The 23,939-nt window shown below is 72.7% G+C and carries 25 protein-coding genes and 1 tRNA gene; 14 read left to right on the forward strand and 12 right to left on the reverse strand.

The features are described 5' to 3' along the window. Positions 1-138: 138 nt before the first annotated feature. Positions 139-1,719, forward strand: a complete 1,581-nt coding sequence (gene selA / locus AC5R91_RS15905; RefSeq protein ID WP_495392152.1) for an L-seryl-tRNA(Sec) selenium transferase — start codon at positions 139-141, stop codon at positions 1,717-1,719. After that, entirely contained in the window at positions 1,716-2,228 is a 513-nt protein-coding gene (locus AC5R91_RS15910; protein ID WP_495392153.1) for a hypothetical protein, read from the forward strand. Before selA ends, AC5R91_RS15910 begins: the two co-directional genes overlap by 4 nt. Positions 2,229-2,238: 10 nt before the next feature. Here AC5R91_RS15910 and AC5R91_RS15915 read toward each other — a convergent pair whose 3' ends face one another. Then, positions 2,239-2,916, reverse strand: coding sequence for an HD domain-containing protein (locus AC5R91_RS15915; RefSeq protein WP_495392154.1), 678 nt, complete (start codon positions 2,914-2,916; stop codon positions 2,239-2,241). 379 nt (positions 2,917-3,295) lie between these two features. On the opposite strand from AC5R91_RS15915, the gene AC5R91_RS15920 reads away from it, so the two are divergent. The 4 genes from AC5R91_RS15920 to AC5R91_RS15935 all read left to right on the forward strand — a co-directional run bounded on the left by AC5R91_RS15920 (position 3,296) and on the right by AC5R91_RS15935 (position 6,171). Continuing rightward, on the forward strand, positions 3,296-3,574 hold the full coding sequence (locus AC5R91_RS15920; RefSeq protein ID WP_495392155.1) for a hypothetical protein: 279 nt from the start codon (positions 3,296-3,298) through the stop codon (positions 3,572-3,574). 368 nt (positions 3,575-3,942) lie between these two features. After that, entirely contained in the window at positions 3,943-5,592 is a 1,650-nt protein-coding gene (locus AC5R91_RS15925) for an NAD(P)/FAD-dependent oxidoreductase (protein ID WP_495392156.1), read from the forward strand. A 152-nt stretch (positions 5,593-5,744) separates the two neighbouring features. Continuing rightward, entirely contained in the window at positions 5,745-5,909 is a 165-nt protein-coding gene (locus tag AC5R91_RS15930) for a hypothetical protein (RefSeq protein ID WP_495392157.1), read from the forward strand. Positions 5,910-6,039: 130 nt separating this feature from the next. Beyond that, on the forward strand, positions 6,040-6,171 hold the full coding sequence (locus AC5R91_RS15935; protein ID WP_495392158.1) for a hypothetical protein: 132 nt from the start codon (positions 6,040-6,042) through the stop codon (positions 6,169-6,171). Between the two features lie 93 nt (positions 6,172-6,264). Here AC5R91_RS15935 and AC5R91_RS15940 read toward each other — a convergent pair whose 3' ends face one another. Both AC5R91_RS15940 and AC5R91_RS15945 read right to left on the reverse strand, forming a co-directional pair. Next, positions 6,265-7,263, reverse strand: a complete 999-nt coding sequence (locus tag AC5R91_RS15940) for a pirin family protein (protein ID WP_495392159.1) — start codon at positions 7,261-7,263, stop codon at positions 6,265-6,267. Positions 7,264-7,307: 44 nt separating this feature from the next. Beyond that, the gene (locus AC5R91_RS15945; RefSeq protein ID WP_495392160.1) at positions 7,308-7,676 is read right to left on the reverse strand and encodes a cupin domain-containing protein; all 369 of its coding nucleotides are present in this window, start codon (positions 7,674-7,676) and stop codon (positions 7,308-7,310) included. Between the two features lie 200 nt (positions 7,677-7,876). On the opposite strand from AC5R91_RS15945, the gene AC5R91_RS15950 reads away from it, so the two are divergent. Next, entirely contained in the window at positions 7,877-8,446 is a 570-nt protein-coding gene (locus AC5R91_RS15950; protein ID WP_495392161.1) for a VOC family protein, read from the forward strand. 543 nt (positions 8,447-8,989) lie between these two features. Here the strand turns inward: AC5R91_RS15950 and AC5R91_RS15955 are convergent. Beyond that, positions 8,990-9,457 (reverse strand): hypothetical protein, encoded by a 468-nt coding sequence (locus AC5R91_RS15955; protein ID WP_495392162.1) that lies wholly within the window; start codon positions 9,455-9,457, stop codon positions 8,990-8,992. 204 nt (positions 9,458-9,661) lie between these two features. Further along, complete coding sequence (locus AC5R91_RS15960; protein ID WP_495392163.1) at positions 9,662-10,114, reverse strand: MarR family winged helix-turn-helix transcriptional regulator; 453 nt, start codon at positions 10,112-10,114, stop codon at positions 9,662-9,664. A gap of 237 nt (positions 10,115-10,351) precedes the next feature. Between AC5R91_RS15960 and AC5R91_RS15965 the strand changes: the two genes are divergently transcribed. The 3 genes from AC5R91_RS15965 to AC5R91_RS15975 all read left to right on the forward strand — a co-directional run bounded on the left by AC5R91_RS15965 (position 10,352) and on the right by AC5R91_RS15975 (position 13,441). Then, a complete protein-coding gene (locus tag AC5R91_RS15965) occupies positions 10,352-11,422 on the forward strand; it encodes a 3-dehydroquinate synthase family protein (RefSeq protein WP_495392164.1) in 1,071 nt (356 codons plus the stop codon). Positions 11,423-11,574: 152 nt separating this feature from the next. Next, positions 11,575-12,375, forward strand: coding sequence for a shikimate dehydrogenase family protein (locus tag AC5R91_RS15970; protein ID WP_495392165.1), 801 nt, complete (start codon positions 11,575-11,577; stop codon positions 12,373-12,375). A gap of 19 nt (positions 12,376-12,394) precedes the next feature. Further along, on the forward strand, positions 12,395-13,441 hold the full coding sequence (locus AC5R91_RS15975) for an ROK family protein (RefSeq protein WP_495392166.1): 1,047 nt from the start codon (positions 12,395-12,397) through the stop codon (positions 13,439-13,441). 21 nt (positions 13,442-13,462) lie between these two features. On the opposite strand, the gene AC5R91_RS15980 is transcribed toward AC5R91_RS15975, so the two are convergent. The 3 genes from AC5R91_RS15980 to AC5R91_RS15990 form a co-directional block, all read right to left on the reverse strand. After that, positions 13,463-14,191 (reverse strand): HAD-IA family hydrolase, encoded by a 729-nt coding sequence (locus tag AC5R91_RS15980; protein WP_495397979.1) that lies wholly within the window; start codon positions 14,189-14,191, stop codon positions 13,463-13,465. 79 nt (positions 14,192-14,270) lie between these two features. Continuing rightward, a complete protein-coding gene (locus AC5R91_RS15985) occupies positions 14,271-15,386 on the reverse strand; it encodes a Gfo/Idh/MocA family protein (RefSeq protein WP_495392167.1) in 1,116 nt (371 codons plus the stop codon). Then, positions 15,383-16,549 carry a DegT/DnrJ/EryC1/StrS family aminotransferase gene (locus AC5R91_RS15990; protein ID WP_495392168.1) on the reverse strand — a complete coding sequence of 389 codons (1,167 nt, stop codon included), beginning with the start codon at positions 16,547-16,549 and terminating at the stop codon, positions 15,383-15,385. Before AC5R91_RS15990 ends, AC5R91_RS15985 begins: the two co-directional genes overlap by 4 nt. A gap of 336 nt (positions 16,550-16,885) precedes the next feature. Between AC5R91_RS15990 and AC5R91_RS15995 the strand changes: the two genes are divergently transcribed. Next, positions 16,886-17,329, forward strand: coding sequence for a type II 3-dehydroquinate dehydratase (locus AC5R91_RS15995; RefSeq protein ID WP_495392169.1), 444 nt, complete (start codon positions 16,886-16,888; stop codon positions 17,327-17,329). Between the two features lie 131 nt (positions 17,330-17,460). On the opposite strand, the gene AC5R91_RS16000 is transcribed toward AC5R91_RS15995, so the two are convergent. From AC5R91_RS16000 to AC5R91_RS16010, 3 genes are all read right to left on the reverse strand, one after another. Continuing rightward, positions 17,461-18,711, reverse strand: a complete 1,251-nt coding sequence (locus tag AC5R91_RS16000; protein ID WP_495392170.1) for a malic enzyme-like protein — start codon at positions 18,709-18,711, stop codon at positions 17,461-17,463. 350 nt (positions 18,712-19,061) lie between these two features. Further along, positions 19,062-19,134, reverse strand: a tRNA-Arg gene (locus AC5R91_RS16005). Positions 19,135-19,287: 153 nt separating this feature from the next. Next, positions 19,288-19,512: a DUF3039 domain-containing protein gene (locus AC5R91_RS16010; RefSeq protein WP_011602139.1), complete on the reverse strand. Its 225-nt coding sequence runs from the start codon at positions 19,510-19,512 to the stop codon at positions 19,288-19,290. Positions 19,513-19,712: 200 nt separating this feature from the next. Here AC5R91_RS16010 and AC5R91_RS16015 point away from each other — a divergent pair, with 200 nt between their 5' ends. Further along, positions 19,713-20,402 (forward strand): metal-dependent transcriptional regulator, encoded by a 690-nt coding sequence (locus AC5R91_RS16015; protein ID WP_495392171.1) that lies wholly within the window; start codon positions 19,713-19,715, stop codon positions 20,400-20,402. A 92-nt stretch (positions 20,403-20,494) separates the two neighbouring features. Here AC5R91_RS16015 and AC5R91_RS16020 read toward each other — a convergent pair whose 3' ends face one another. Next, positions 20,495-21,751 (reverse strand): C40 family peptidase, encoded by a 1,257-nt coding sequence (locus AC5R91_RS16020; RefSeq protein ID WP_495392172.1) that lies wholly within the window; start codon positions 21,749-21,751, stop codon positions 20,495-20,497. Between the two features lie 430 nt (positions 21,752-22,181). On the opposite strand from AC5R91_RS16020, the gene AC5R91_RS16025 reads away from it, so the two are divergent. Together AC5R91_RS16025 and AC5R91_RS16030 are read left to right on the forward strand one after the other, a co-directional pair. Further along, the gene (locus AC5R91_RS16025; RefSeq protein ID WP_495392173.1) at positions 22,182-23,468 is read left to right on the forward strand and encodes an ammonium transporter; all 1,287 of its coding nucleotides are present in this window, start codon (positions 22,182-22,184) and stop codon (positions 23,466-23,468) included. Continuing rightward, positions 23,465-23,806, forward strand: coding sequence for a P-II family nitrogen regulator (locus AC5R91_RS16030; RefSeq protein ID WP_011602135.1), 342 nt, complete (start codon positions 23,465-23,467; stop codon positions 23,804-23,806). Before AC5R91_RS16025 ends, AC5R91_RS16030 begins: the two co-directional genes overlap by 4 nt. The last annotated feature ends 133 nt before the right edge of the window (positions 23,807-23,939 follow it).

The raw sequence follows: 23,939 nt of genomic DNA on the forward strand, positions 1-23,939 counted from the left end.
CGGATCGCCGGCATTCACCTCGATCCACCCTGACTCCGTCCTGACGTGAAACGAGGCACGGGAACACGAAAGGACACCATCCATCGGTGGTGGCCTCCGTGAAAATCTCGGAAAGAAGCACTAACTTCACGTGGAGTGATGGACGACGCGGTTCCCCTCGCGTACCGCGCCGGGGACGGCCCGGTGCCGGCGCCGATGACGCTCGCCCGCACGGCGACGGGACTACGCCCCGTGATCAACGCCACCGGGGTGATCCTGCACGGCGCGCTCGGCCGGGCCCCACTGTCCGCGGCCGCGCGCGCCGCGGTGGATCTCGCCGCCGGCACCACCGATCTCGAGCTGGACCTGCGCACCGGCCGCCGCGACCGCCGGGGACGCACTGCTCTGGCCGCCCTCGCCGCGGCGGTGCCGGCGGCGGCGGGCGTGCACGTCGTCAACAACAACGCGGCGGGCCTCGCTCTCGCGGTGGCCGCGCTCGCCGGGCGGCGTGAGGTGGTGATCAGCCGGGGGGAGCTCGTCGAGACGACCGACGGCTTCCGGCTGCCGGAGCTGCTGGTCGCCGCCGGCGCGCGGATGCGCGAGGTCGGCACGACCAACCGCACCACGCTCGGCGACTACGCGGACGCCATCGGCCCCGACACCGGCCTGGTGCTGCGCGTGCACACGGCCAGCTACCAGGTGATCGGGTTCACGGACAGCCCCGCCATCAGTGATCTGGCCGCCCTCTGCGCCGACTTCGAGGTGCCGCTCGTCGGCGACTGCGGCTCGGGCCTGCTCCATCCGGAGCCGTTGCTCGCCGAGCCCGACGTCTCGAGCTGGCTCGGCTGGGGGGTCGGCGTGGTCACGACCAGCGGCGACAAACTGCTCGGCGGCCCGCAGTGCGGTCTTCTCCTCGGCCGCGCCGACCTGATCGACCGGATGCGCCGCCATCCGATGTCCCGGGCGCTGCGCGCCGGCAAGCTCACCCTCGCCGCGCTGGAGGCGACCCTGCGCCACCCCGACTCGCCGGTCCGGCAGGCCCTGCGCGCCCGGCCGGAACGCCTTGCCGCCCGCGCCGAGACACTCGCGGCCTGGCTGCGCCGCGCCGGGATCGCGGCGTCCGCCGTCGCCAGCCGCGCGCTCATCGACGGCGGCATCGGCGCGGCGGTGGACACCAACGCCTGCGGATGCCGGCGTGGGTACGCCGCCGGAGTTGATCAGGCCGCCGGGCGAGCGGCCTGCGGCGCGCGGGGGTTCGGGTGCGTCGGGGCCGAGCTGCCCAGCGCCGCCGTCGCACTGGACGCGATGATCGCGGCGCCGCTGCGCCATGGCGAACCGGCCGTCCTGGGGCGCGTCGAGCAGGGCTGCTGCCTGCTCGACCTGCGGACGGTGCCGGCGGAGCTCGATCCGGTGCTCGCCGCCGCCGTGCTCGCGGCGGCGACCGAGGCCGGCGCCGCCATGCTCACCGACGCCCCCACCGAGCCGCACAGCACGGCGGCGGCCGACACCGTCGTCACGGTCGGCGGGTCGGCGGCAAAGGACGGGTCGACGGTGGTGGGCGGGTCGGCGATGGCGAGTGGTGTCCCGGCGGTGGCGGGCGGGTCGGCGATGGTGGGCGGGTCGGCGATGGCAGGTGGCGTCCCGGCGGTGGCGGGCGGCTCCGTCGCGGCGGCGGACATGGTGACCGTCGAGTCCATGGCGATCCCGCCCACCGCCGTAGCGGATCGGCGGGCGCCGTGAGCCGCACCCGGTTGCGCGACATCCCCGCCGTCGCCGACGCCGGGCGCCGGCTCGCCGGCGCGGCCGGTGGGTCGGTCCTCCTCTGCTACGGGCTGGTCCATCTGCTGGTCTGGCCCGGCGCCCCGACCGGCACGCCGGACGAGCGCTACGGCTGGGACGGGGAGACGGAGCTGCTCGGGTGGCTGCCTCTCTGGGCGGTCTGGACGGTCAGCGGGGTCCTGCTGGCCGCCGCCGTGCTGGGCCACGCCGTCGGCGGGGCCGGGCTCGCCGGGCTGCCCATCGCACGCCGGTACCGGCTGGCCGCGACCGGGACGGGGGCGGCCGGTTCCCTCGCGCTGTTCGCGGTGGCCTGGCCCGGCCTGGAGCCCACGCCCACCGAGTTCAGTATCGGTCCGATTGTCAGCGGGCTGCTGCTGGCGAGTGTCGTCGCGACGGCGTGGGCCCGACGCCACCCGCCGCCGGCCGGCGCCCGCCAACCCGACCGAGGCCGCCCGGCACCCGGGCGGTAGGGCGGCCGGCTCAGCCGAGGGCGTGCAGCTCCCGGGCCAGGTTGAGGCGGGCCAGCGGCTCCCAGTTCCGCCGCGCCCACGCGGTCGCATAGAGCGGACCGTCCAGCAGGCCGCGCAGGAGCGGCGCCCGTCCCTCGCGCCAGGCGCGTTCGCCCACCCAGCCGTATTCCCGGCGGACCCGGCGCACGTAGCGGTCGTAGGCGGCCGGTGGTCGCGCCAGGACCCGCAGGTCGGCGTCGTTGACGAGGGCCTCGTCGTCGTGGGTCGAGCGGTGCGAGGCCGTGGCGAGGACCAGCCGGGCAACCGCCGTCCCGATCCCCCCGGGGCAGCCCAGTCGCGCGAGCATGTCGATCGCCAGCTCGGCGGACCGCTGCTCGTTGTCCGCCAGCCGTGGTTCATAGACGGCGTCGTGGAAGTACACGGCGAGCACGCAGACGTGCGCGGCACGCTCCGCGGGCGGCCGGCGCTCGGCGGCGAGCAGCACCCGCAGCGCGGCGGACATCTCCGCGACGTGCCGCAGGGTGTGGTAGTGCCGACCCGGCTCCTGGTAGCGCCGAGCCAGGTCGACGAAGGCCGCGACCCGCTCACCCACGTCGGCGCGGGAGCCCGCGGTGACCAGCGCGTCGTCGAAGACCCTGGCCAGCGGTGATCGGGGGGCGACCGCGGCGGCCTCGCTGACGTGGCTCATGTTCCCGGCCATATCCACCCGCCCTCTCACATCCGCGAACCCGTCACGCCCGCGCACCCCCTCACGCCTGCACGTCCCGCACGTCCCGCACGCCCGGCACGCCCGGCATGCCCCTCTCGGACCATCGCGTCGTCGCCGGCCGGCGCGCCACCGGCGGGGGACCACGACGACGATCGTGCGCCCGACGCGCGTCTCCGACCGGACGAATGCCTCCACCTGATACCAGAATGGTTCTTCCCTACCGGTCACCGCCCCGGCCCCTGGCTGCCCCGCACGGGCCAAGCTCCTCTCACGGCCGGGCCGTGCCCGCCGGACGAGCGCATGACCCGTCCGGGCCACCGGCGTTGCATGGATCGAACAGGCGTGCGAGTGTTGGGCCGTGGCAGTGCAGATCGTGATCGACGGGCAGCCCTACCTCCTGCCGGTGGGCACCGATCCGGACGAACTGCGCAGGCGGGTCGCCCAGGCGGTCTTCCGCTGCGAGGTCGAGCAGCTCCACCTCGCGGACGGCCGGACGATGCTGGTCAACTGGCGGTCGGTCCGGCTCATCGAGGTCCGCTCGGACGCGGACCCGCAGCCCCACCCGGAGGGCCGCGAGAACGACGCGGGGCACGAGCGTCGGCCGGTTGGCCGACCACTAGCAAGATCCGACCCCTAGCAAGATCCGATCATCCGTGTTCGGCCGGTGCGCGCACCGGCATTACCTCGACAATGGTTGGGAAACACGTGGTTCACGATGCGAGCCGGCGTCGACGCGACCGGCGCCCGTCCGCGCAGGTCACCAGCCGTCGATACCCCAGGCCGTCCGTCAGAAATTCCGCCCAAGAGGGAAGTTTCCGACATATAGGTAAAAGCTCAGATTCGGGATGGTCGCTTACGCATTGGCGTTGATGCAACGTTTACTACAACCATGATCCGTCGAGCTGGTTAGGTGTTATTTGTGCACCGGTTGCGACGATTGTGATCTCTGCGAGAGGACGGACGCAGCCGGCCCACTTCGTGTAGCGGCCTACAGGGAGTCTCGTAATGAGCGGGTACGACTATTCGGTTGCCATCCTCGGTAGCGGCATCGCCGGCTCGACACTGGCCAACATCCTCGCCCGGCACGGTCACAGCGTGGTCCTCGTCGACAGCGGCACCCACCCACGGTTCGCGCTCGGCGAGTCGACGATCGGAGAGACGACATACCTGCTGAAGCTGCTCGCCGAGCGTTTCGACGTACCCGAGCTCGGCCACGTGAGCAGCTTCGAGGGGGTGCGCTCGCACGTCACCTCGGCCTGCGGCGTCAAGCGCAACTTCGGCTTCGTGTACCACCGGGACGGGCAGGTGCAGAACCCCGAGGAAGTCACCCAGTGCAGCGTCTCGGAGTTCCCGAACGGCCCCGAAATGCACATGCACCGCCAGGACATCGACTCCTACCTCTTCTACTCCGCGGTCCGCTACGGAGCGGACCCCCGCCAGCGGACCATGGTGGAGCGCGTCGAGTTCACCGCCGACGCGGCGACCCTGACGACGAAGTCCGGCGAGACGCTGCGGGTCCGGTACGTCGTGGACGCCTCGGGCCGCAACTCGGTGCTCGCGAACCAGTTCGCCCTGCGTGAGGAGCCCTGCCGGTTCCGGACCAACTCCCGGACGCTGTTCACCCACATGGTCGGCGTCACCCCGTTCGACGACGTGACGACCCCCAGCGGTCAGCCGTCGCTGTGGCACCAGGGCACCCTGCACCACATCTTCGACGGCGGCTGGCTGTGGGTCATCCCGTTCGACAACCACCGCAAGGCCACCAACCCGCTGTGCAGCGTCGGGCTCAACCTGGACGCCGGCCGCTTCCCGAAGGAGCCGGGGCGCACCGCCGAGCAGGAGTGGGCCGCCTACCTCGACCGCTTCCCCAGCGTGGCCCGCCAGTTCGCCGGTGCCCGGCCCGCCTGGGAGTGGGTCTCCACCGGGCGCACCCAGTACTCCAGCACCCGCACGGTCGGCGACCGCTGGGCGATGATGAGCCACGCCGCCGGGGCCATCGACGCGCTGTTCTCCCGCGGCATGGCCAACACCATGCAGGTGATCTACGCCTTCACGCCGACCCTGCTGGCCGCGCTCGACGACGACGACTTCTCCGCCGAGCGGTTCGGCCACATCGACACGCTCAACCAGACGATCCTCGACGTCAACGACAAGCTCGTGCACGGCTCGTACGTCTCCTTCCGGGACTTCGACCTGTGGCGGGCCTGGTCGAAGGTGTGGTTCCTCGGCTGGAACATGGGCATCGCGAGGATCGTCGGGACCTACTTCGGCTATCTCGAGAAGGGTGACCGGGCCCTGTTCGACCGGCTGCTCGACGCCCCGCACCTGGGCACCTTCTGCCCGGACCTGCCGGAGTTCCAGCCGTTCTTCGACTCCCTGAGCGCGGTGATGGTCGACGTGGAAGCCGGCCGGCTGGCCCCGGCGGCCGCCGTCGAGCGGCTCGCCGGCCTGCTCGGCGGAGCCGACTTCCTGCCCGCGCCGCTGCGGCTCGGCGATGTGCTGCGACGCTGGCACGACGGCTCCTTCGAGGCCCAGCGCCGGATGTACGAGTGGGGTCGGACCGACTCCCCGACGCCGCTGCGGCGCTGGTACGACTACGACCTCGACGAGCTGCTGACTCGCACGGGCGGGAAGCCGCAACCGGCCGTCTTCTGACACCCCTGGGCCCGGGCGGGCTGGCGTCGGGCAGTCCCGCTCGCCCCCCGGCCGCGGGCGACGTTACGTTTGGGACGACACGCCGGCGGCGCGAGCCGTCCGGCGCCCAGCGGCCAGCCGACGAAGCGCCGCCCGACGGAAGGTTGCCCGCCATGGGACTGCCCCTCAAGGCACGTGACGTTCCCGGCCGCGCCGCGGCCGGCGCGTTCATCCTGCACTCGGGTCTGGGCAAGTGGAAGGCCGACCGGGCCACCGCCGAGGGGCTGCACGGCATGGCGGCGAACACATACCCGTTCCTGGCGAAGCTCGACCGGTGACCTTCACGAAGGTGCTCGCCGGCGCCGAGATTGCGCTCGGTACGGCGCTCGTCGTCCCGACCGCGCTCGCCGGGCTCGGCCTGTCCGCCTTCTCCGGTGGGCTGCTCGGCTCTACGCCCGCACGGAGGGCATGCACGAGGAGGGCACGATCTGGCCGACGCAGCAGGGGCTGCCCATCGCCAAGGACGTCTGGCTGCTCGGCATCGGACTGGGCTTCGTCGTCCAGGGTCTGGGCGCCCGCCGGAGCCGGACCTCCGACTAGCCCACGCATTCGCCTCTGACCGGATGGGCTTGGCTGCGCTTCTCGATCCAGGTTCGATGTGGAGGCGGGGACACCACCCACCGACCCCCGGGGTCAGCCGGCTGCCCAGGGGGGCTCGGGCGCGGGGATCCGTTGGGCGATGGTCGTCACGGCGCCGAACCGGTCCGCGCCAGCCTGCCAGTCGGCGCGGGCGGCGTCGATCTCGGCCCGGGAGCGGGCGACGAAGTTCCACCACATGACCAGCCGGTCGGCGAACGGCTCCCCGCCGAGCAGCAGCGCGCGGGCGCCCTCGCCGGCGCGCAGCGGCAGTTCGTCGTGCCCGACGCCCAGGTAGCCCAGCCGGCCGGGGCCCAGGACCTGCGCGCCGACCTGCACCGACCCGGCCAGGACCACCAGCCCGTGCTCGAAGTCGCGCCGCAGTGGCAGGACGGCGCCGCCGGGTCGCAACGCGAGGTCGGCGCCGACGAGCGGGGTGTCGGTACGCGCCGGGGAGGCGTTGCCGTCGAGCTCGCCGAGCAGCACCGTCGCCTCGGCCGCCCCGAACCGGGCGACGGGCAGATCGGCGTGATGGGCGAAGGCGGGCGGGCCGTGCCGGGTGTGCTCGGGCTGCGCCACCCACAGCTGCACGCCGTGCAGTTCACCCCGGTGATCCTCGGACTCCTCCGCGTGGGTGACCCCGTGCCCGGCGCTCATCAGGTTGAGTTCACCCGAACGCAGGACCTGCTCGGAGCCGAGGCTGTCCCGATGCACCTGGCGACCGCTCAGCAACCAGGTGACGGTGGCCAGCCCGATGTGCGGATGCGGCCCGACGGCCACCGGGTTCGACGGGGAGATCGTCATCGGGCCCAGATGGTCGACGAAGCACCAGGCGCCGATGGTCCGGCGGACCCGGCGGGGCAGGACCCGCCGCACCGGGATGCCGCCCACGTCGGCGGTCCGCCCTTCGATGATCGCCAGCTCCGGCCCGACCGCCAGCTCCGACCCGAGCGCCGAGGCCCGCTCCGCTCCCGACGGCGGGCTCGATGGCGGGCTCGGCACCGGCGGTTCCGCCGGCACGGGGGCGACGTCGACGGGCAGGACGGGTCCACTCATCCGCCAACGGTACGACAATTGTTGCATATGCAACAAACGTTCGCCTACTCGCCCTCGTCCCGGTGGACGGTCTCCGGGAGGAAGGCCGGCAGGCACACCGAGATGTAGTCCGCGCCGTCCTCCCCGCGCGTGCTGTATCGGACCCACTCCCCGGCGGCGGTGTGCACCGCCTGACCGGCCGCGACCTCGATGATCCCGTCGGCGTGCTCCACCGTCACCGAGCCGCGCAGAACGATCGTGTATTCGTCGAACTCCGGCCGCTGACCCGGCTCGGCCCAGCCGCCCGGACTCGACATGTGCGCGATGCTCAGGCTCCGCGTGTCGGTGTTCACCCCGCCCACGTACTCACGAATGATCTTTGGAAGGTTCCCGGCGGCCTCGACGACGGTCGGCTTCTCGATGAAGGTCGGCATGGGATGCATCATCGTGCCTGGCTGCCGACCGAGGCGACACTGCCGGCTAGGGCGACACTGCCGGACGTTACGGGCGCTGTCGGACGGCGCTCTCGGACGGAACGGCGCTGTCGCGGGACGACGGTGGAACGCAGGTCGCGACGGCGACGGTACGATCCGGTCGCGCTCCCCCGATACCGGCGGGACGTGGGAGGGGCGTCGTGACAACCGAATCGGTCTTTCACCCCCAGGCCTGGATGCAGGCCGGGGTCATTCCCGCACGTCACGGCGCCGTGGATCCCCCGCCGGCCGGTGCGCGGTTCACCGGCGTCGGCGCCGTCGAGGCGGTGCTGGCGGGGCTGACGTTCCATCACTTCGCCATCGTGGTGGCGGATCTGGAGCTCGCCCGCGAGCTCTACACCGTCTCGCTCGGCATCGACTCCTGGCACACGCGGGCGCTGTGCGGGGCCGCGGTGCACCGCGGCCGACCCGTCGCGCTCGACGGCGCCCGTGTCGCGATCGGGCGGCTTGGCGCCGGCCTGGTCGAGCTGATTGCACCCGGCCACCAGCCGTGGGCGGCGCGGGAGATCCTCGACCGGCGCGGCGAGGGCGTCTTCGCCATCGGCTACCTGGTCGACGACGTGGCGGCCCAGCTTCGCGTCTCGGTCGCCGCCGGGGCCAGGGTCGAGCAGGTCAGGCCGGATGCGCGGCATCCGGCCGAGGCCTACCTGGACGCCGGCTCCGGCCTGCTGGTCGACCTGGTCCAAAGCGGTTCATCCTGGCCCGCCTGACCGCCGGCACGCCGTGGCGCGATCCCGGTGGACTTGTGCCGGCGACCCGTTGAATGTCATCATCGGCCCAGAGGCCGCCCGGCACCCCCCGAGCTGGGCGGCCTCACCTGTGCCATCGAGGCGCCGCCGGGCGAGGGTCCCGCCGGGCGCAGACAATTCCGCAGTACGTGCCGTCGATGGATCCCGCGAAACGCGCCGCGGCGGTCGGCCGACGGGCCGCGCCGCGTTCCCGACCGCGCATTGGGCGCCGGGAAAGAACGTTCCGCCGGCCGGGACGACGCCGGCCGACGAAAAGGCCCGCCGGTCGGTTACACACCGCCGAGCGGTTACAGACCGCCGATCCCGTTACAGTCCGCCGGTCGGTTACAGACCGCCGAACGGTTACACTCCGGCGGTTCGTTACAGACCGCCGCGCGGTTTCAGAACGCCGGTCGGTTACACACCGCCGAGCGGTTACAGACCGCCGCCCCCGTCAGAGGCTGCCGACGAGGAGGTTCGCCCGCCGGACCGGCCGACACCCGCCCCGCGGCGCCCCAGTCGCGGTCAGGTGGTGACGACGACGATCGTGAGGATCAGCCCGACCAGGGTCGTCGCGATCGCGACGAAGGTTGCGATCTTGCCTCGCCCGCTGCCCTTTCGCCAGGCCATCGCCCCGCAGCCGATCGCGATCAGCCCAGCGAGCGGGAAGAACAGCCCGAGCGCGGCGAAGGTGAACGCGAGGATCCACAGCGCGCGGGCGCCGGGCAGCTCCGCCTCCTCCGGCGCCGCCGACGCGCCGTATTCCGCTTGGGCCCGGCCATTGTCCGGGTACGGAACGTGTGGGGTGCCATCGGGACCAGAGGAAATGGTCCCGGCCTGTTCCGGCCCCTCCGGCGCCGGCGTGGAGCGCCCTTGACCATCCCCGACCTGCGCTGCAGTCCACCCGCCCGGCACCGTGCCCGGCGCGCCCGCGGGCGTTCCCGTTGGAACCGATCCGGAATCGGCGCTGGTCACAGGGGTCGGTTTGGTCATCACGGACTCCTCGTTTACGAACTATCCGGGTTTCTCGACGGATCTGCGGTCGGAGCACCGGCCCCTGGCCACAGAGCCTGACGCAGAATCCCGCCGGTGTCCCAGATCCTCGCGAAAGGCGCGCCGCGCGGAAGCGTCCGCCACCCGAAAGCGCCACCGACCGTGACATAGGTCGCCACCGCCCGCAGCCATCGGTGAATCCGGCTAGCGGCCCCGCTCGGCCAGGTTCTCCTCGACGAAACGCTCCATACCCGCGACGAAGGCGCGGGCATCCTCGGCCGGCCAGGCGTCGAGCCTGCGCTGGAACGCGCCCGCCAGCCGGCCACGCAGCCGCTCGATGGCGGCGTGCCCCTCGTCGGTCAGGGTGAGCCGGGTGGCGCGGGCGTCGTCGGGATCGGCCGAGCGACGCAGCAGCCCGAGCGCCTCGAGTCGGTCGCTGTGCCGGCTCACCACCGACCGGTCGATGCCGATCTCCGTGCTGAGCTTGCGCGCCGTTGTGGGGCCCGTCCGCGCCAGACCGCTGAGCACGGGATAGGTCGCCTCGTCCAGGTTCACATCGCCCGCGGCCAGCAGGTCTCCGAACAGCCGCATCCGGGTCGGCCGCGCGAGCAGCATCCCCAGCGCGGCGGCAAGCCTGGCGCCGTCCTCTGATCTCACCGCTCGACCTTACTCTGCGTGCACGGTGCACGAGCCGGCCGGCATGTGGCGGACACCGGGCCCCGACCGGGCCCCGCCGCGTCGACCGAACACAACGGGATCTTCGGGTCGGGTGCCCCGGGTGGGGCGTCCGGACCGCACTTCGGCAGACTGGGGCACAGACGCCGCGGCGGACCATCGGGGAGCACGGCGGACAGCCACGACACCTCGCGGATCCGGAGACGAAACGTGACGGGCATGCCTGCAACCCTGCCGATCAGCCCGATCGAGCGGATCGCCGCCGACCACCGGCGCGTCCCGGTGGAACTCGGCCCGCGCAGCTACCCGGTCGACATCGGCGCCGGCGTCCGCCGGACCCTGCCCGACGTCGTGGCCCGCGTCGGAGCGAGGCGGGCCGTCATCGTGTCCGCCCGGCCCCTCGACGCCGTGCCCGACCCGGGCGTGCCGGCGCTGCGGCTGCCCGCCCGCGACGGCGAGGCGGACAAGACGCTCGCCAACGTCGAGGCACTGTGCAGCCGGTTCGCGGACTTCGGGCTGACCCGCTCGGACATCGTCATCTCCTGCGGCGGCGGGACGACCACCGACGTCGTGGGGCTCGCCGCCGCGCTCTACCACCGCGGCGTCGCCGTCGTGCACCTGCCGACCTCGCTGCTCGCCCAGGTCGACGCGAGCGTCGGCGGGAAGACCGCGGTGAACCTGCCCGCCGGCAAGAACCTGGTCGGCGCCTACTGGCAGCCCAGCGCCGTCCTCTGCGACACCGACTACCTGACGACCCTGCCCCGCCGGGAATGGATCAACGGCTACGGCGAGATCGCGCGAGCCCACTTCATCGGGGCGCCCGGGCTGCTCGGCCGGCCGGTCGCCGAGCAGATCGCGGCCAGCGTGGCGCTCAAGGCCGGGGTCGTCGCCCGCGACGAGCGGGACTCGCACCTGCGCCACATCCTCAACTACGGGCACACCCTCGGCCACGCCCTGGAACGCACCACCGACTACGCGCTACGCCACGGCGAGGCCGTCGCCGTCGGCACCGTGTTCGCCGGCCGGCTCGCCGGGGCGCTCGGCCGGATCGGGCCCGAGCGGGTCCGCGAACACCTCGACGTCGTGCGGGGCTACGGTCTGCCCGCCACCCTGCCCGCAGGGGTGGAGCCCGCCGAGCTCGTCGCCGTGATGCGGCTGGACAAGAAGTCGACGAACACCGGGCTGACCTTCGTCCTCGACGGCGCGGACGGCCCGGAACTCGTGCCCGACGTCGACGAGAAGCTGGTGCTGGCGGCGCTCGCCGCGATGCCCCGCGAGGACCCGGCGTGACGTCGCCGGCCTCGCCGTCGCCGACCCTCGTGATCGCGCCCCAGGCACCTCCGGCAACCCCACCGGCCCCACCGGCCCCACCGGCCCCACCGGCCCCGACGACCCCGGCCCCGGCCCCGACCCCGACGACGACGACCCCGACGACGCTGCCGGTGAGCGGCACCACCCGGCTGTACGCCGTCATTGGCGACCCGGTCGCCCAGGTGCAGGCGCCGTCGCTGCTCAACCCGCTGTTCGCCCGGCTCGCGATCGACGCCGTCCTCGTCCCGGTGCATGCCCGACCGGCGGACTTCGCCACCGTCCTGCGCGGGCTCGCGGCCACCGGGAACCTCGACGGCGTTCTCGTCACGATCCCGCACAAGGTCGCCGCCTGTGCCCTGGCCACCGAGCACAGCCCCGCCGCGCGGATCAGCGGCAGCGCCAACGTGCTGCGCCGGCTGCCCGGCGGCGGTTGGCTGGCCGACAACTTCGACGGGGCCGGGTTCGTGGGCGGGCTGACCGCCGCCGGCCATCCCGTGCGCGGTACGCGGGTCGCGCTCATGGGGGCCGGCGGGGCCGGCAGCGCCATCGCGGTCGCGCTGCTCGACGCCGGCTGCGGGCCGTTGTCGGTCTACGATCCGGACCGGGCGAAGTGCGCGGACCTGCTCGCCAGACTGGACGAGCACTGGCCGGGCCGGGCCGTCGCCGCGGCCGAACCGGCGCTGGGAGACGCGGACCTTGCGGTGAACGCCACCCCGCTCGGCCTGCGCCCCGGCGACCCGCTGCCCTTCCCGCCGGACGCGCTGCCGGCGGGGTGCGTCGTCGCCGACATCATCATGAAGCCGCCGCGGACCCGGCTGCTGGACGCGGCCGGGGCACTCGGACTGCCGACCCATCCGGGCATCCACATGCTCGCCCACCAGCTCGACCTGTACCGGTCGTTCTTCCAACTCGGCCCGGCGGACCGCGCCTGACGGGCCCGGGAGGCTCCGCATGCACACCCTCGCCCCGCCGGTGACGCCCGGCGTCCTGGGCATCGACATCGGCGGGACCAAGGTCGCGCTGCGCATCGAACCGGCCCACACCGCCACCCCCACCACCGCCACCCCCACCACCGCCGCGGGCCCCACCACCGCCGGGGGGTCGGTCCAGGTCGACGTCCCTGGCGGCGTCGACGCTCCCGACGGCACAGGCTCGCCGGTCGAAGCGACGTTCCGCTGGGCACCGTCGGCGAGTGCCACGCAAGACCTCGACGATCTTGTCACCCACGTCGCCGCGCTGCGGGTGAGGTGGGCCGGGTCGGTGGCCGCGGTCGGGGTCGCGATACCCGCGACCCTCGACGCTGCCGGCCGGGTGACGACCTGGCCGGGTCGGCCGAGCTGGACGGGACTGGCACTGGCCGACGCGCTGCGGGACCTCGTGCCGGGAGCGGCCGTCGCCTGCGCGGACGACGGTGACCTCGCCGCGCTCGCGGAGGCGCACGCGGTCGGCTGCCCGGACCTGGTGTACCTCGGCCTCGGCACGGGTGTCGGCGGCGGGATCGTGCTGGACGGCCGGCCCTGCCCGCGGCCCGGCCGCGGCTCGGCCGAGATCGGACATCTGGTGATCTCCACGGAGGGCCCGCCGTGCACCTGCGGGCGGCAGGGCTGCGTGCAGGCCACGGCCAGCGGCCCCGCCACCCTGCGCCGGGCGGCCCGGTACCGCGGCGGGGACAGCCCAGCGGTGGCTCGCGCGGAGGTGACCTTCGCCGAGCTACGCGCGGCCTGGCTCGCGGGGACCGGCTGGGCGGTGCGGGCGGTGCGGGAAAGCGCGCAGGCGGCCGCCGTCGCCGTGGTCGGGTTGACCGAGCTGCTCCATCCGGCGATGGCGGTGGTCGGCGGCGGTTTCGCCGATGGACTGCCCGGGTTCGCCCAGGCCGTCGACGAGCGGGCCCGCGAGCTCGGCCGCCCGGGTCATCCGCCCGCGCCGGTGCGGGCCGCGACGCTCGGCGGCCTGTCGTCCCTGTCGGGCGCGATCCTGCTGGCACGCCAGGCGTCCTGACCGGACCCGCTCGTCGACGGGTCAGTCGCGCGCGAGCAGACTCCCGGCCCCGCGAGCCGCGGTCGCCATCGTCGGCGGTCCGGCCGGCAGATCCCCGCCGGCACCGGCGTCGCCGAGCAGCGCCAGCAGCTCCGCGGGACGGTGCAGCACGGCGTCCGGGCGGGCCGCGAGCAGCTCGACGCCGTCCGTCTCGCCCCACAGCGCGGCGACCGCCATGACGCCGGCGGCGCGGGCGCTGTCGATGTCCGCGACCGCGTCACCGAGCATCATCGCCTCGCCCGGCGCCGCTCCCAGCAGGTCGAGCGCGCGCAGCACGATGTCCGGGGCGGGCTTCGGCCGCGGGATCTCGTCGGAGCCGATGACGTGATCGAACAACGACAGCACGCCGAGCTCTCCGAGCAGGTGGCGGGCCCGCGGGCCGGACTTCCCGGTGGCGACCGCCAGCCCGTGACCACAGGCGCGCAGCCGGCGCAGCATCTCCTCCACGCCGTCGAAGAGAACCACCTCGCGGGCGAGCCGGTAGCTCTCGCGCACGAACGGCTCCTCCATCGCCAGCGGCAGGTTCATGATCCGCATGATGTCCGGGAAGTAGCGGCCAAGGTGGCGGTTGTACTCCTCGAACGGCGGCTCGCCGGGACCGACGACCTCCGCATAGGCGATCGTGAACGCCTGCCTCATCACGCCGAAGCTGTCGACGAGCACGCCGTCGAGATCGAAGATCACTGTCTGCCGGTGCGCGCCGCCGGCCATCGGCCGGCCCCCCGGTTCCGTTCCCACATGCCCCCCCGGGCTCGACGACGAGAACAAACGGTGCTTTAGCTGCGGGACATCATGAGCCCGCACGGACGAGCTGCGGCGTCGGGCGGTGCGAGCGGGCCGAATCGTAGAGGCGCTCGATGGCCGCGATCGTCGGCCGGACCTCGGCGATCGCCCGCCCCCGGGAGGCCGGGTCGGCCAGCATCGCCGGCAGCTCGTCGAGCTGGCGGCGGTACTCGGTCCCGATCGGCTCGTCGGGCAGCGGCACCGCGGTCGTCTGCCCGGTCCGGGTCAGGGACAGGACCGAACGATCCTGCCGGTTCGGCCCGAAACCGAAGGTGCAGCGCAGCGAGGCGGTGCCGGCGGCCCCCTCGACGTTGATCGCGGTGAGGTCGCGGGCCTCGTGTGAGGCCCAGCTCGCCCGCAACGACACCGAGGTCCCGTTCTCGGTCACCAGGAATCCGCGCGCCGTGTCCTCCACGTCCCCGCCCCCGCCGCCGGGGGCAGCGGCCTGCTCGCCGTGCCGCCAGGACGCCGCCCACGCGCCGTCGCTGACGAAGTCGTCGGACGTCGCCCCGACCACCTGGTGGAACTCGACGCTGCCGAGCAGGGGGGTGAGGGTGTCCAGCAGATGCCAGCCGAGGTCGACCAGCGCGCCACCGCCGGACTGCTCCCGGCGGGTGAACCAGCCACCCGCGTCGGGGATGCCGCGGGCGCGGATCCAGGCGAGGTCGACGTGGCGGATCGCGCCGAGTTCCGCGGCAACCTCGTAGAGCCGGCTGACGTCGGCTCGGTACCGTGCGGCACTCCCGGCCAGCAAGGTGACGTCGCCGGCCCGTTCGGCCGCGGCGAGCCGATCCGCCTCCGCCGAGCTCAGGCAGACCGGCTTCTCCAGGAAGACCGGGATGCCGGCGGTCAGCAACCGCTCGGCGATGTCGGCGTGCCGATGGTTGGGCACCGCCACGACGGCGAGGTCGAACCGGGCCGAGCCCAGCTCGGCGACGTCGGCCAGCAGCTCCAGGTCCGGGTCCGGGTGCTCGGCGGCCACCGCGGCGCGGGCGGCGGGATCGGGATCGACCACCGCGGCCACCGAGAACCGGGGGTGCTCGCGCAGCCGGGGCAGCCAGATCGACCGGCCGGCCCAGCCCAGCCCGACGACGGCGACCCGCACCGGCGCCGCCGCCGTCACTGCGCCGCCAGGGTGTCGGCCACGACCGCCGCAACCTCGTGCATCTGCTCCTCGGTGCCCAGCAGTGTCCGGTGGTGCAGCCAGACGCCGTCCGCGCTCAGCGCCTCGGTGTTGGGGCACCGCCGCGCGATGTCGTCGATGGACTCCGCCGGAGCGCCGGTCTCCCAGAACCCGTTGGAGCGGTAGATCGCCCGGAAGGCGGCGAAGGCGGGCAGGCCCCGCTCGACGAGCGCGTCCACGAACGCGTTGCGTCGCTGCTCGCTGAATCCGGGAAGGCGGAACATCGCCATGTAGTGCGGATTCCGGTCGCAGCGTTCGTCGCGGCTCTGCGGCACGACGCCGGGAATGGCCGCAAGGGCGTCGGCGAGGACCGGCCACCGCTGCTCGCGGGTGTCGATCTGGCCGGCCAGGCGGCCGAGCTGGGCGCGCAGGACCGAGGCGGAGAACTCGTTGAGCCGGAAGTTCGACCCGGAGGTCTGGTGGAAGTACCGGCGATCGGTGCGGGGCCGTCCGCAGCTATGCCGCAGAAACGCGATCTCGTGCAGCTCCGAGTCCGGGAAGGTGACGGCGCCGCCCTCGCCCGCGGTCATCAGCTTGCCGTTCTGGAAGCTGAACGCCGCCACCGAGCCGAGCTCGCCGACCTTTCGCCCGAGCCACTGGGCGCCGTGCGCGTGGGCGGCGTCCTGGATCAGCGGGACGCCGGTGTCGGCGGACAGCTTTGCCAGGGCGTCCATGTCGGAGACCTGACCGGCCATGTGCACCGGCATGACCGCCTTGGTGCGGGGGGTGACCGCGGCCGCCGCCGCCGCCGGATCGATGCAGTAGGTGTCCAGGTCGACGTCGACCGGCACGGCAACCGCGCCGAGACGCTGCGCCGCCTGGGATGAGGAGATGAACGTGAACGCCGGAACGATCACCTCGGTGCCCGGGCCCACGCCCAGCACCTGGAGGGCGAGCTCAAGGGCGTGGGTGCCATTCGTGACGGCGAGCGCGTAGTCGGCGCCGTGATAGTCGGCGAATTCCCGCTCGAAGCTCTCGACCTCGCTGCCGCCCATGCGCCACCACTGACCCTGCTCCAAGGCTCGGATCAGTCCGGCGCGCTCCTCGTCGGAGTACTGCGGCCAGGCCGGCAACTCCGGTGCGCGTCGCACTACACCGCTCATGGTCCCCACCCTTTTCTTACGTGACGATAAGGTTCGCGCAAGGATCCTGGCCGTCTACGGTTCATTACCGTGAGCTGCCCGAAGAATCTACGCGAGAGGTGCGCGACGGACGGTACCTCAACGCTCCCGACTCGCCTGCCGTCCCCCGGACGGGACTACAGTTTGACCAACGGACGAGCAATCGACACGCCATGGCGACACGACCGACACGCTCAGCCGTGTCGGATACGGGCCGATATGGCCCGTCCATGACCGCACGGCACCTGCGATATCGTCCACGGGACGCCGGCCGAGCGGGCCGGTCGGCACCGGTGTCGGCACGAGTGATGAGGTCTGGTGAGCACGCTACTTCTGGTTAACGGCCCGAACCTGGGCATACTCGGTCGGCGGCAGCCGGAGGTGTACGGCACGGCCACTCTGGCCGACATTGAATCCGCCGTCACCGACCGGATCGCCGATCGCGGCTGGAAACTCGTCTCCGTCCAACGGGAATCCGAGGGCGAGCTGATCCACGCGATTCAGGATAACTACGACTCGGTCGGCGCAATCGTCAACCCCGGGGCGCTCATGATGTATGGCTGGAGCCTGCGGGACGCACTCGCGAACTACCCGAATCCGTGGATCGAGGTCCATCTGTCGAATGTCTGGGCGCGGGAGTCCTTCCGGCACGAGTCGATTCTGTCGGCGTTGGCCCGCGGGGTGATCGTCGGCCTCGGCCCGCTGGGCTACGAGCTCGCCGCCCAGGCACTGCTCGACCTGGTGCCCTCCTCGTCCGACTGATCCGGCTCAGCCGACCGGGCGGGCCGCCGACCGGCCCAGCCGACCGGGCGGGCCGCCGCTTCGGTCCGCGAACCGATCCTCGACCAGTCCTGGCCGCGGTATACCGCCGCCGTCACGTACCGCCCTCGCCGTCAGTCCGCGGCCAGTGCCCGGGCGGCCGCGTCGGCGACGGTCGGGGTCAGGCGCGGATGGTCGACAGGCGGCAGCAGCCTGCCGGGCGGGGTCAGGTCGACCAGCGCCTGGACGGCGGCCAGACGCGCCTGCGCGCTGATCGGTCGGTGGGTGCGCACCGCCGCGCGCAACAGTCCGGGCAGGGCATGCAGCGGGCGCGGACCCGAGGTCGCCGAGGCCAGCGGCGGGGGCGTCTCGGGCCGGGTGCGCAGCACGGGCACCTGCTCCGGCGGCGAGGCCAGGCCGATGAGGTCGACGAGGAGGTCGAGGTGGGCCGCGAGCCGGTGCAGCGGCTGGATCCCGTAGGCGAGCGGGTCGTAGAGGGTGAGATCCCGGATCCCCGCTGCGAGGAGCAGGCCGGCGAGGTCGCCGCCGCGGGCGGGGTCCACGACGGCGACGCGGGCCGACTGCGGCCGCACTCCCCGGCCGCGCAGGTGGTTGAGGACGGCGGCGGTGGCGGCGACGGCGAGGCCGTCGTTGACGGTGTCGAGCAGCGGCGTGGCGCTCGGCCGCTGCGCGGCGCGGACCGCGTCGATGTGACTGACGTGCGTGTGGACCAGCACCGTGGCGGCGAATCCGGGCGCGAGCATGCCGATCGCCCGGCCGAGCTCCGCGGCATCCCGCGCCGCGATGGGCATCGGGATGACGTCGAGACCGGTGGCCCGGTGCAGGTGGACCGCCTGGGACTCCACCGCTGGCAGGGCCGCCTCGGCGGCGAGCGGCTCGAAGTCCAGCACGGCGCTGGCGTCGGAGAGCAGCGCCACCCGGCGGGGTCGCCCGGTGAACAGGTCGGTGTGGGTCGGGTGGGTGGCCAGATGACGGATCACCCGCCGGTCCGCGTCCGCGTCGAGGAGCGCGAGATCGTGCCCCGTGGTCACCGACGCGCACAGCGACTGGGTGAGCTTGCCCGTCGACGCGACGACGAAGACCGGGTCCTCGGTCTGGAGCAGGTCGGCGCCGAGACGGTTGCGCAGGGCGCTCAGGAGCCACGTCAGCGTCGCGCCGCTGTCGGCGTCGAGCGTGATCCGGCGGCCGGCCGGGTCCGGCTCGTCCGCGTAACAGGTGATCGTGCCGGGACCGGCGGCGATGACCGCGTCGATGTCGGCCCGCGCTCCGCGCGGCACCCGGATCGTGACGCTGTATGCCGGATTGGCCGCGGCGGCCGGCCCGGACCCGCCGGTCTCGCCCTGGCCTGGTACCCGCCCTGTCACGAGCCACTCTCCATGATCGTCCCATCCGGGACGGAGCCGGCGGACCGGTCCGGTCCGGCGACGCGGAGACGCCGCGCCATCGCTGGGCCCGCCACCGCCGCGGCGAAGCTCCACCGCTCGCGAGAGCGGATTATGCGCACTTCCGACGGTTGGCCGACTTTCTCACCGATACCCAGATCCTGACCCGAGCGGCGTCGGACGCGCCACCTGTGTGAGCACGTTCCGGCGGCCCGGTCTGGGCGCCCGCCGCCGCCCACGCCGTCGGCCGGCGAGGCGGTGGGTGCTGTTTCGTCACACCGCCTCCCCCGGGGGCGGCCAGACCCGGAGACTCCCTGCGCGGCAGGGGAACGTGCCCCAGGTAGGAATCGGACCTACGGCCTACCGCTTAGGAGGCGGTCGCTCTATCCACTGAGCTACTGGGGCGGACGGGGCATCGGATCGACGCCATGGGTGATCGTACGGCCGGTCGGCGGGATGCCGGCGGCAGGGTGACGCATCACGACCGCGGTTTTCCCTGAGAGATCGGAGATCCGTCCCGATTCTTCCGCTTCGTCCGCGTCGCGCGGCGCCCCCCCGTCAACCGAACTGCTGGGCCATCTCGACGAGCTCCTTGCACTTCGGGCAGATCGGGAACCGCGAGGGGTCCCGGACGGGTTCGAACTTGTAGCCGCAGAGCGCGGTGACCCGACCGCCTTCGATGGACGCGCGGACGATCTCCTCCCGGCGGGCGTAGTGGGAGTGGTCGTCGCCCTCGTCCGTGCGGGTGTCCGACGTCTCAGGTGCGATCTGAGTCGTGCTCATGATGTCGATTCTAGTGCGGTCACCGCCGGTGTCCCGGGCGGGTGAGCCCCGTCCGGCGGCGGCCGGCCGCCGGACGCCGGACCGGCGCGTCCGCGAGTCGGGCCCGCGCGGCAAACTGTCCGGGGGACACGGCATACACGGGACGCATGGCCCTTGCACCCTGTGGACGGGGCGTACTCTGGATGGGACGAAGGAGACCGGTGACTGGACTGATCGACAGTACCGAGATGTACCTCCGCACCCTGTACGAACTGAGGGAAGAGGGCATCCCCCCGCTGCGCGCGCGCCTGGTGGAGCGGTTGCACGTGAGCGCGCCTGCCGCCAGCGAGTCGACCGCTCGTCTGGCCAACGAGGGACTGGTCTCCCTCGCCGACGACCGGACCGTCCAGTTCACCGAGAAGGGTCTGCTGCGGGCCACCGCCGTCATGCGCAAGCACCGACTGGCCGAGCTGCTGCTCACCAAGGTCATCGGGCTCGACTGGGCCCTGGTGCACAACGAGGCGTGCCGCTGGGAGCATGTGATCTCCGACGAGGTCGAGGCCCGGCTGACCGTCCTGCTCGGCGATCCGAAGCGCTGTCCGTTCGGTAACGAGATTCCGCCCGCCCAACGCGGCGACGCACCACGGCCCGCCTCCGCGCCCGTCAGCCTGCTGGCTTCCGCCGACCGGGCCGCCGCGGACGGCAGCCGGCCGGTGACGGTGAGCTGGATCTCCGAACGGCTGCAGACCGACGAGGGCGCCATGCGCCGGCTGCAGGACGCCGCGATCGTGCCCGGCGCGCAGATCATGCCGGGCTCCCGCGGCGACCTGATCCACATCGTCTCCCCGAACGGCCAGAGCGACGCGGAGATCAGTCGCAGCACGGCGGCCCTCGTCTACGTGGACCGCTGACCTCGCCGCACCCCCCGACGTCGCACTTCCTGACGTCGCACCCTCCTGACGTCGCACCTGCCGGCCACCCGGGGATCCCCGGGTGGCCGGCGTCAGGCACCCGGCCGGACGCCTCCCTGGAAGCTCGTCCACCAGACCTTCTCCACTCGAACCACCTCGCCGGTGCGAGGGGCGTGGATCATCTTTCCGTTCCCCACATAGATCCCGACGTGGTCGAGATCCGGATGGAAGAACACGAGGTCGCCAGGCACCAGGGCGGCGCGGCTCACCCGACGCCCCTCGTCCCACTGCGCTCCGGTGTAGTGGCTCAGAGCGACGCCCGCCTTCCCCCAGACCCACTGGGTCAGCCCGGAACAGTCGAAGGTTGCCGGCCCCTCGCCCCCCCACACGTAGGGCTTCCCGAGCTGGGCGTAGGCCTCCCGCACCGCGGTCGCCGCCCCACCGCCCCCACGCACCGGCGCGGCCACCGCAGCGGTGACCGGAGCCGCGGCGAAGGCCCGGCCCGCCGCTGCGGCCACCCCGGACTCCTGCCCGTAGCGGACCCGCTCTGCCGCCGCCTGCCGGGCCGCCTGTGCCGCCGCGGCGGCCACCGCCGCCTGCCGGGCCCGCGCGGCGGCCGCCTGCCGAGCCTTGGCCTGCCGTTCCAGCTCGGCGTAGCGCGACTCCAGCCGCTGCAACAGCCCGTGCTGCTCGTCGGCCGCAGCCTCGATGGTCCGCTTGCGCTCGGCGAGATCCGCGATGATCTTCTTCTTGTCCGCGAGGGCCGCGTCGGCGCCTCGCCGGGCCTCGGTGAGATCCCGGCGAGCCAGCCGCAGGCCGGTGTCCGCGACCCGCTGCCGGCGAGCCAGGGCGTCGACGGCGCCCGCGCGGTCCAGGGCCCGGCGGGGATCGCCGGTCAGCAGCAGGGACAACTGGGCGAAGCCCCCCGCCCGGTCCGCCGACACGGCGAGGCCTCGGTGCTGATCCGCGGCCTCGCGCACCGCCCGGTCGGACCGGTCGACCCGGGCGGCGGCGTCCTTGGCGGCCCGCTCGGCCTCGGCGAGCCGGATCCGTCCGGCGTTGAAGGCCTCGGCGGCGCTCGCCGCCCGACGAGCCGATTCATCTAGTTTCGAGCGTGTACGTCCGATTTCGGCTTGAACGTCGGCGAGGCTCTGCGACGTCGGTCGAGCGGCCGACGACGCAGGCACCGCCCAGGCGGGGCCCACGGGGCCGCCGATCGTCGCCTGGCCGGCGAACAGAATGCCGGCCAGGCCAAGGACAATGAGGCCTGCGACTTTCGGGCCTGCGACGTTGTCGCGGGCCACTTTGCCCGCTGCGACTTTCGGGCTGCCGCGGCGCGTGCTCGACAAGCCCGCTCGTTGTCTGGGGATGGACAGGACCGGTTCGGCGCATCCGCCGAGATCAGTGCCGCCAATAGGGTCGATGGGGACGCGCCGGCCGGCGGCGCTGGGGTGGCGGGTCTCGGGGTCCGGTTCGCCGACGCTATGCCAGCCCTCCGTAGGGACACTGCTCACACCGCCGGACGGTAACTGTACGCAGTTATACAGTCACGGAAGCACGCCGATCCGGTCGGAGAGTCTCCGCGCGCCCACCGCTAGGCGACCGAAACGGGCCACAGCCCGCCCAATTTAGCGATTTCACACGTCAGAAACAGCTAAGACACAGGTCGGGAACAGATCTTATCGACTCTTCGGACCCGAGGATCCGGGACGAGCGCAGCGTGGCCGGGGACCGGGTGAGCGCAGTCCGCGCACCGCGCGGGGGGATGACAGGAGAGACATGGTCAAAATGGATACGGGCGATACCGCATGGATGCTCATCAGTTCCGCGATCGTGCTGTTTATGACGCCCGGACTGGCGTTCTTCTACGGCGGCATGGTCCGAGCGAAGAACGTCCTCGGCATGATCATGCAGAACTTCTTCTGCATCGGCATCGTCACACTCGTGTGGTCGGTGGTGGGCTTCAGCGTCGCCTTCGGTGCGGGCAACGGCTTCTGGGGCGGATTCCACTTCTTCGCGCTGCAGAACCTGTCCGAGGGCGACAGTAATATCCCGTATGTCGTGTTCGTGGCCTTCCAGCTCATGTTCGCGATCATCACTCCCGCGCTCATCACCGGTTCCGTCGCCGACCGCATGAAGTTCAGCGCCTTCGCGGTCTTCGTGCCGCTGTGGTCGGTGCTGGTCTACTCGCCGATCGCCCACTGGGTGTGGTCGGCCAACGGCTGGCTGTTCAAGCGCGGTGCGATGGACTTCGCCGGTGGCACGGTCGTCCACGCCAACGCCGGTATCGCCGCGATCGTGCTGGCCCTGGTGCTGGGCAAGCGGGCCGGCTGGCCGACCGGGGACTTCCGCCCGCACAACGTGCCGTTCGTCCTGCTCGGCACCGGCATCCTGTGGGTCGGCTGGTTCGGGTTCAACGCCGGTTCGGCGCTGGGCTCGAACAAGCTCGCCGGGTTCGCCCTGCTCAACACCCAGATCGCGACCGGCGTGGCGATCCTCGGCTGGCTCGCGATCGAGAAGATCCGGGACGGCAAGGCCACCACGCTGGGCGCCGCGTCCGGTGCGGTCGCCGGCCTGGTCGCCATCACCCCGGCCTGCGGTTTCGTCTCCCCGATGGGTTCCATCGCGGTCGGCGGAATCGCCGGCGTCGTCTGCGCGCTGGCCACCTCGATCAAGGGCAAGGTCGGCATCGACGACTCGCTCGACGTCGGTGCGGTCCACCTCGTCGGCGGTGTGCTCGGCGCTCTGCTCACCGGTTTCTTCGCCACCGTGGACACCAACTCGGCGGGCCACGACGGCATCTTCTACGGCGGTCCGTGGAGCGTGCTCGGCGAGCAGGCCCTGGCCGTCGGCGCGACGCTGGGATACTCGGCCGTCGTGACGGCGATCATCGCGCTCGCGATCAAGTACACGATCGGGCTGAAGCTGAGCGACGAGGACCAGTTCACCGGCATGGACGAGGCGCTGCACGGTGAGACGGCGTACCGGTTCACCACCATCGGTGGCAGCGGTTCGCTTTCCACCAGCGTCACCCCCGTCAAGGTGCCTGAGGAGGCCCAGGCATGACCAAGCTCGTCACCGCCGTCATCAAGCCCTTCAAAGTCGACGACGTGAAGGCGGCGCTGGAGAACCTGGGCGTGCACGGCCTGACGATCTCCGAGGTCCAGGGCTACGGCCGGCAGAAGGGCCACACGGAGGTCTACCGCGGCGCGGAGTACAAGGTCGACTTCGTTCCGAAGATCAAGATCGAGGTCGTCGTGACCGACGAGGCCGCCGACGACCTGGTCGCGGCGATCACGACGGCCGCGCAGACCGGCAAGATCGGCGACGGCAAGGTCTGGGTCGTCCCGGTCGACTCCGTGGTCCGGGTACGCACCGGCGAGCGGGGCACCGACGCGCTGTAGCACCACGTTGCGGCTCCAGGGCGCCACGCAATGCTCCCCACGCATCACCCGGAAATCGCACCACGCAGGTAGCACCAGAGGTCGCGGACGCTCCGGGCCCCAGCCCGGGCGTCTCCTTCCTCGCCCGACCACA

It is taken from the genome of Frankia sp. BMG5.60, assembly GCF_059428125.1.

Coding starts and splice junctions, on each gene's coding strand:
- selA (WP_495392152.1), top strand. CDS start 139: ATGGACGACGCGGTTCCCCTCGCGTACCGCGCCGGGGACGGCCCGGTG.
- AC5R91_RS15915 (WP_495392154.1), bottom strand. CDS start 2,916: ATGAGCCACGTCAGCGAGGCCGCCGCGGTCGCCCCCCGATCACCGCTG.
- AC5R91_RS15925 (WP_495392156.1), top strand. CDS start 3,943: ATGAGCGGGTACGACTATTCGGTTGCCATCCTCGGTAGCGGCATCGCC.
- AC5R91_RS15930 (WP_495392157.1), top strand. CDS start 5,745: ATGGGACTGCCCCTCAAGGCACGTGACGTTCCCGGCCGCGCCGCGGCC.
- AC5R91_RS15935 (WP_495392158.1), top strand. CDS start 6,040: ATGCACGAGGAGGGCACGATCTGGCCGACGCAGCAGGGGCTGCCCATC.
- AC5R91_RS15940 (WP_495392159.1), bottom strand. CDS start 7,263: ATGAGTGGACCCGTCCTGCCCGTCGACGTCGCCCCCGTGCCGGCGGAA.
- AC5R91_RS15945 (WP_495392160.1), bottom strand. CDS start 7,676: ATGCCGACCTTCATCGAGAAGCCGACCGTCGTCGAGGCCGCCGGGAAC.
- AC5R91_RS15955 (WP_495392162.1), bottom strand. CDS start 9,457: ATGACCAAACCGACCCCTGTGACCAGCGCCGATTCCGGATCGGTTCCA.
- AC5R91_RS15965 (WP_495392164.1), top strand. CDS start 10,352: ATGCCTGCAACCCTGCCGATCAGCCCGATCGAGCGGATCGCCGCCGAC.
- AC5R91_RS15975 (WP_495392166.1), top strand. CDS start 12,395: ATGCACACCCTCGCCCCGCCGGTGACGCCCGGCGTCCTGGGCATCGAC.
- AC5R91_RS15980 (WP_495397979.1), bottom strand. CDS start 14,191: ATGGCCGGCGGCGCGCACCGGCAGACAGTGATCTTCGATCTCGACGGC.
- AC5R91_RS15990 (WP_495392168.1), bottom strand. CDS start 16,549: ATGAGCGGTGTAGTGCGACGCGCACCGGAGTTGCCGGCCTGGCCGCAG.
- AC5R91_RS16010 (WP_011602139.1), bottom strand. CDS start 19,512: ATGAGCACGACTCAGATCGCACCTGAGACGTCGGACACCCGCACGGAC.
- AC5R91_RS16025 (WP_495392173.1), top strand. CDS start 22,182: ATGGTCAAAATGGATACGGGCGATACCGCATGGATGCTCATCAGTTCC.
- AC5R91_RS16030 (WP_011602135.1), top strand. CDS start 23,465: ATGACCAAGCTCGTCACCGCCGTCATCAAGCCCTTCAAAGTCGACGAC.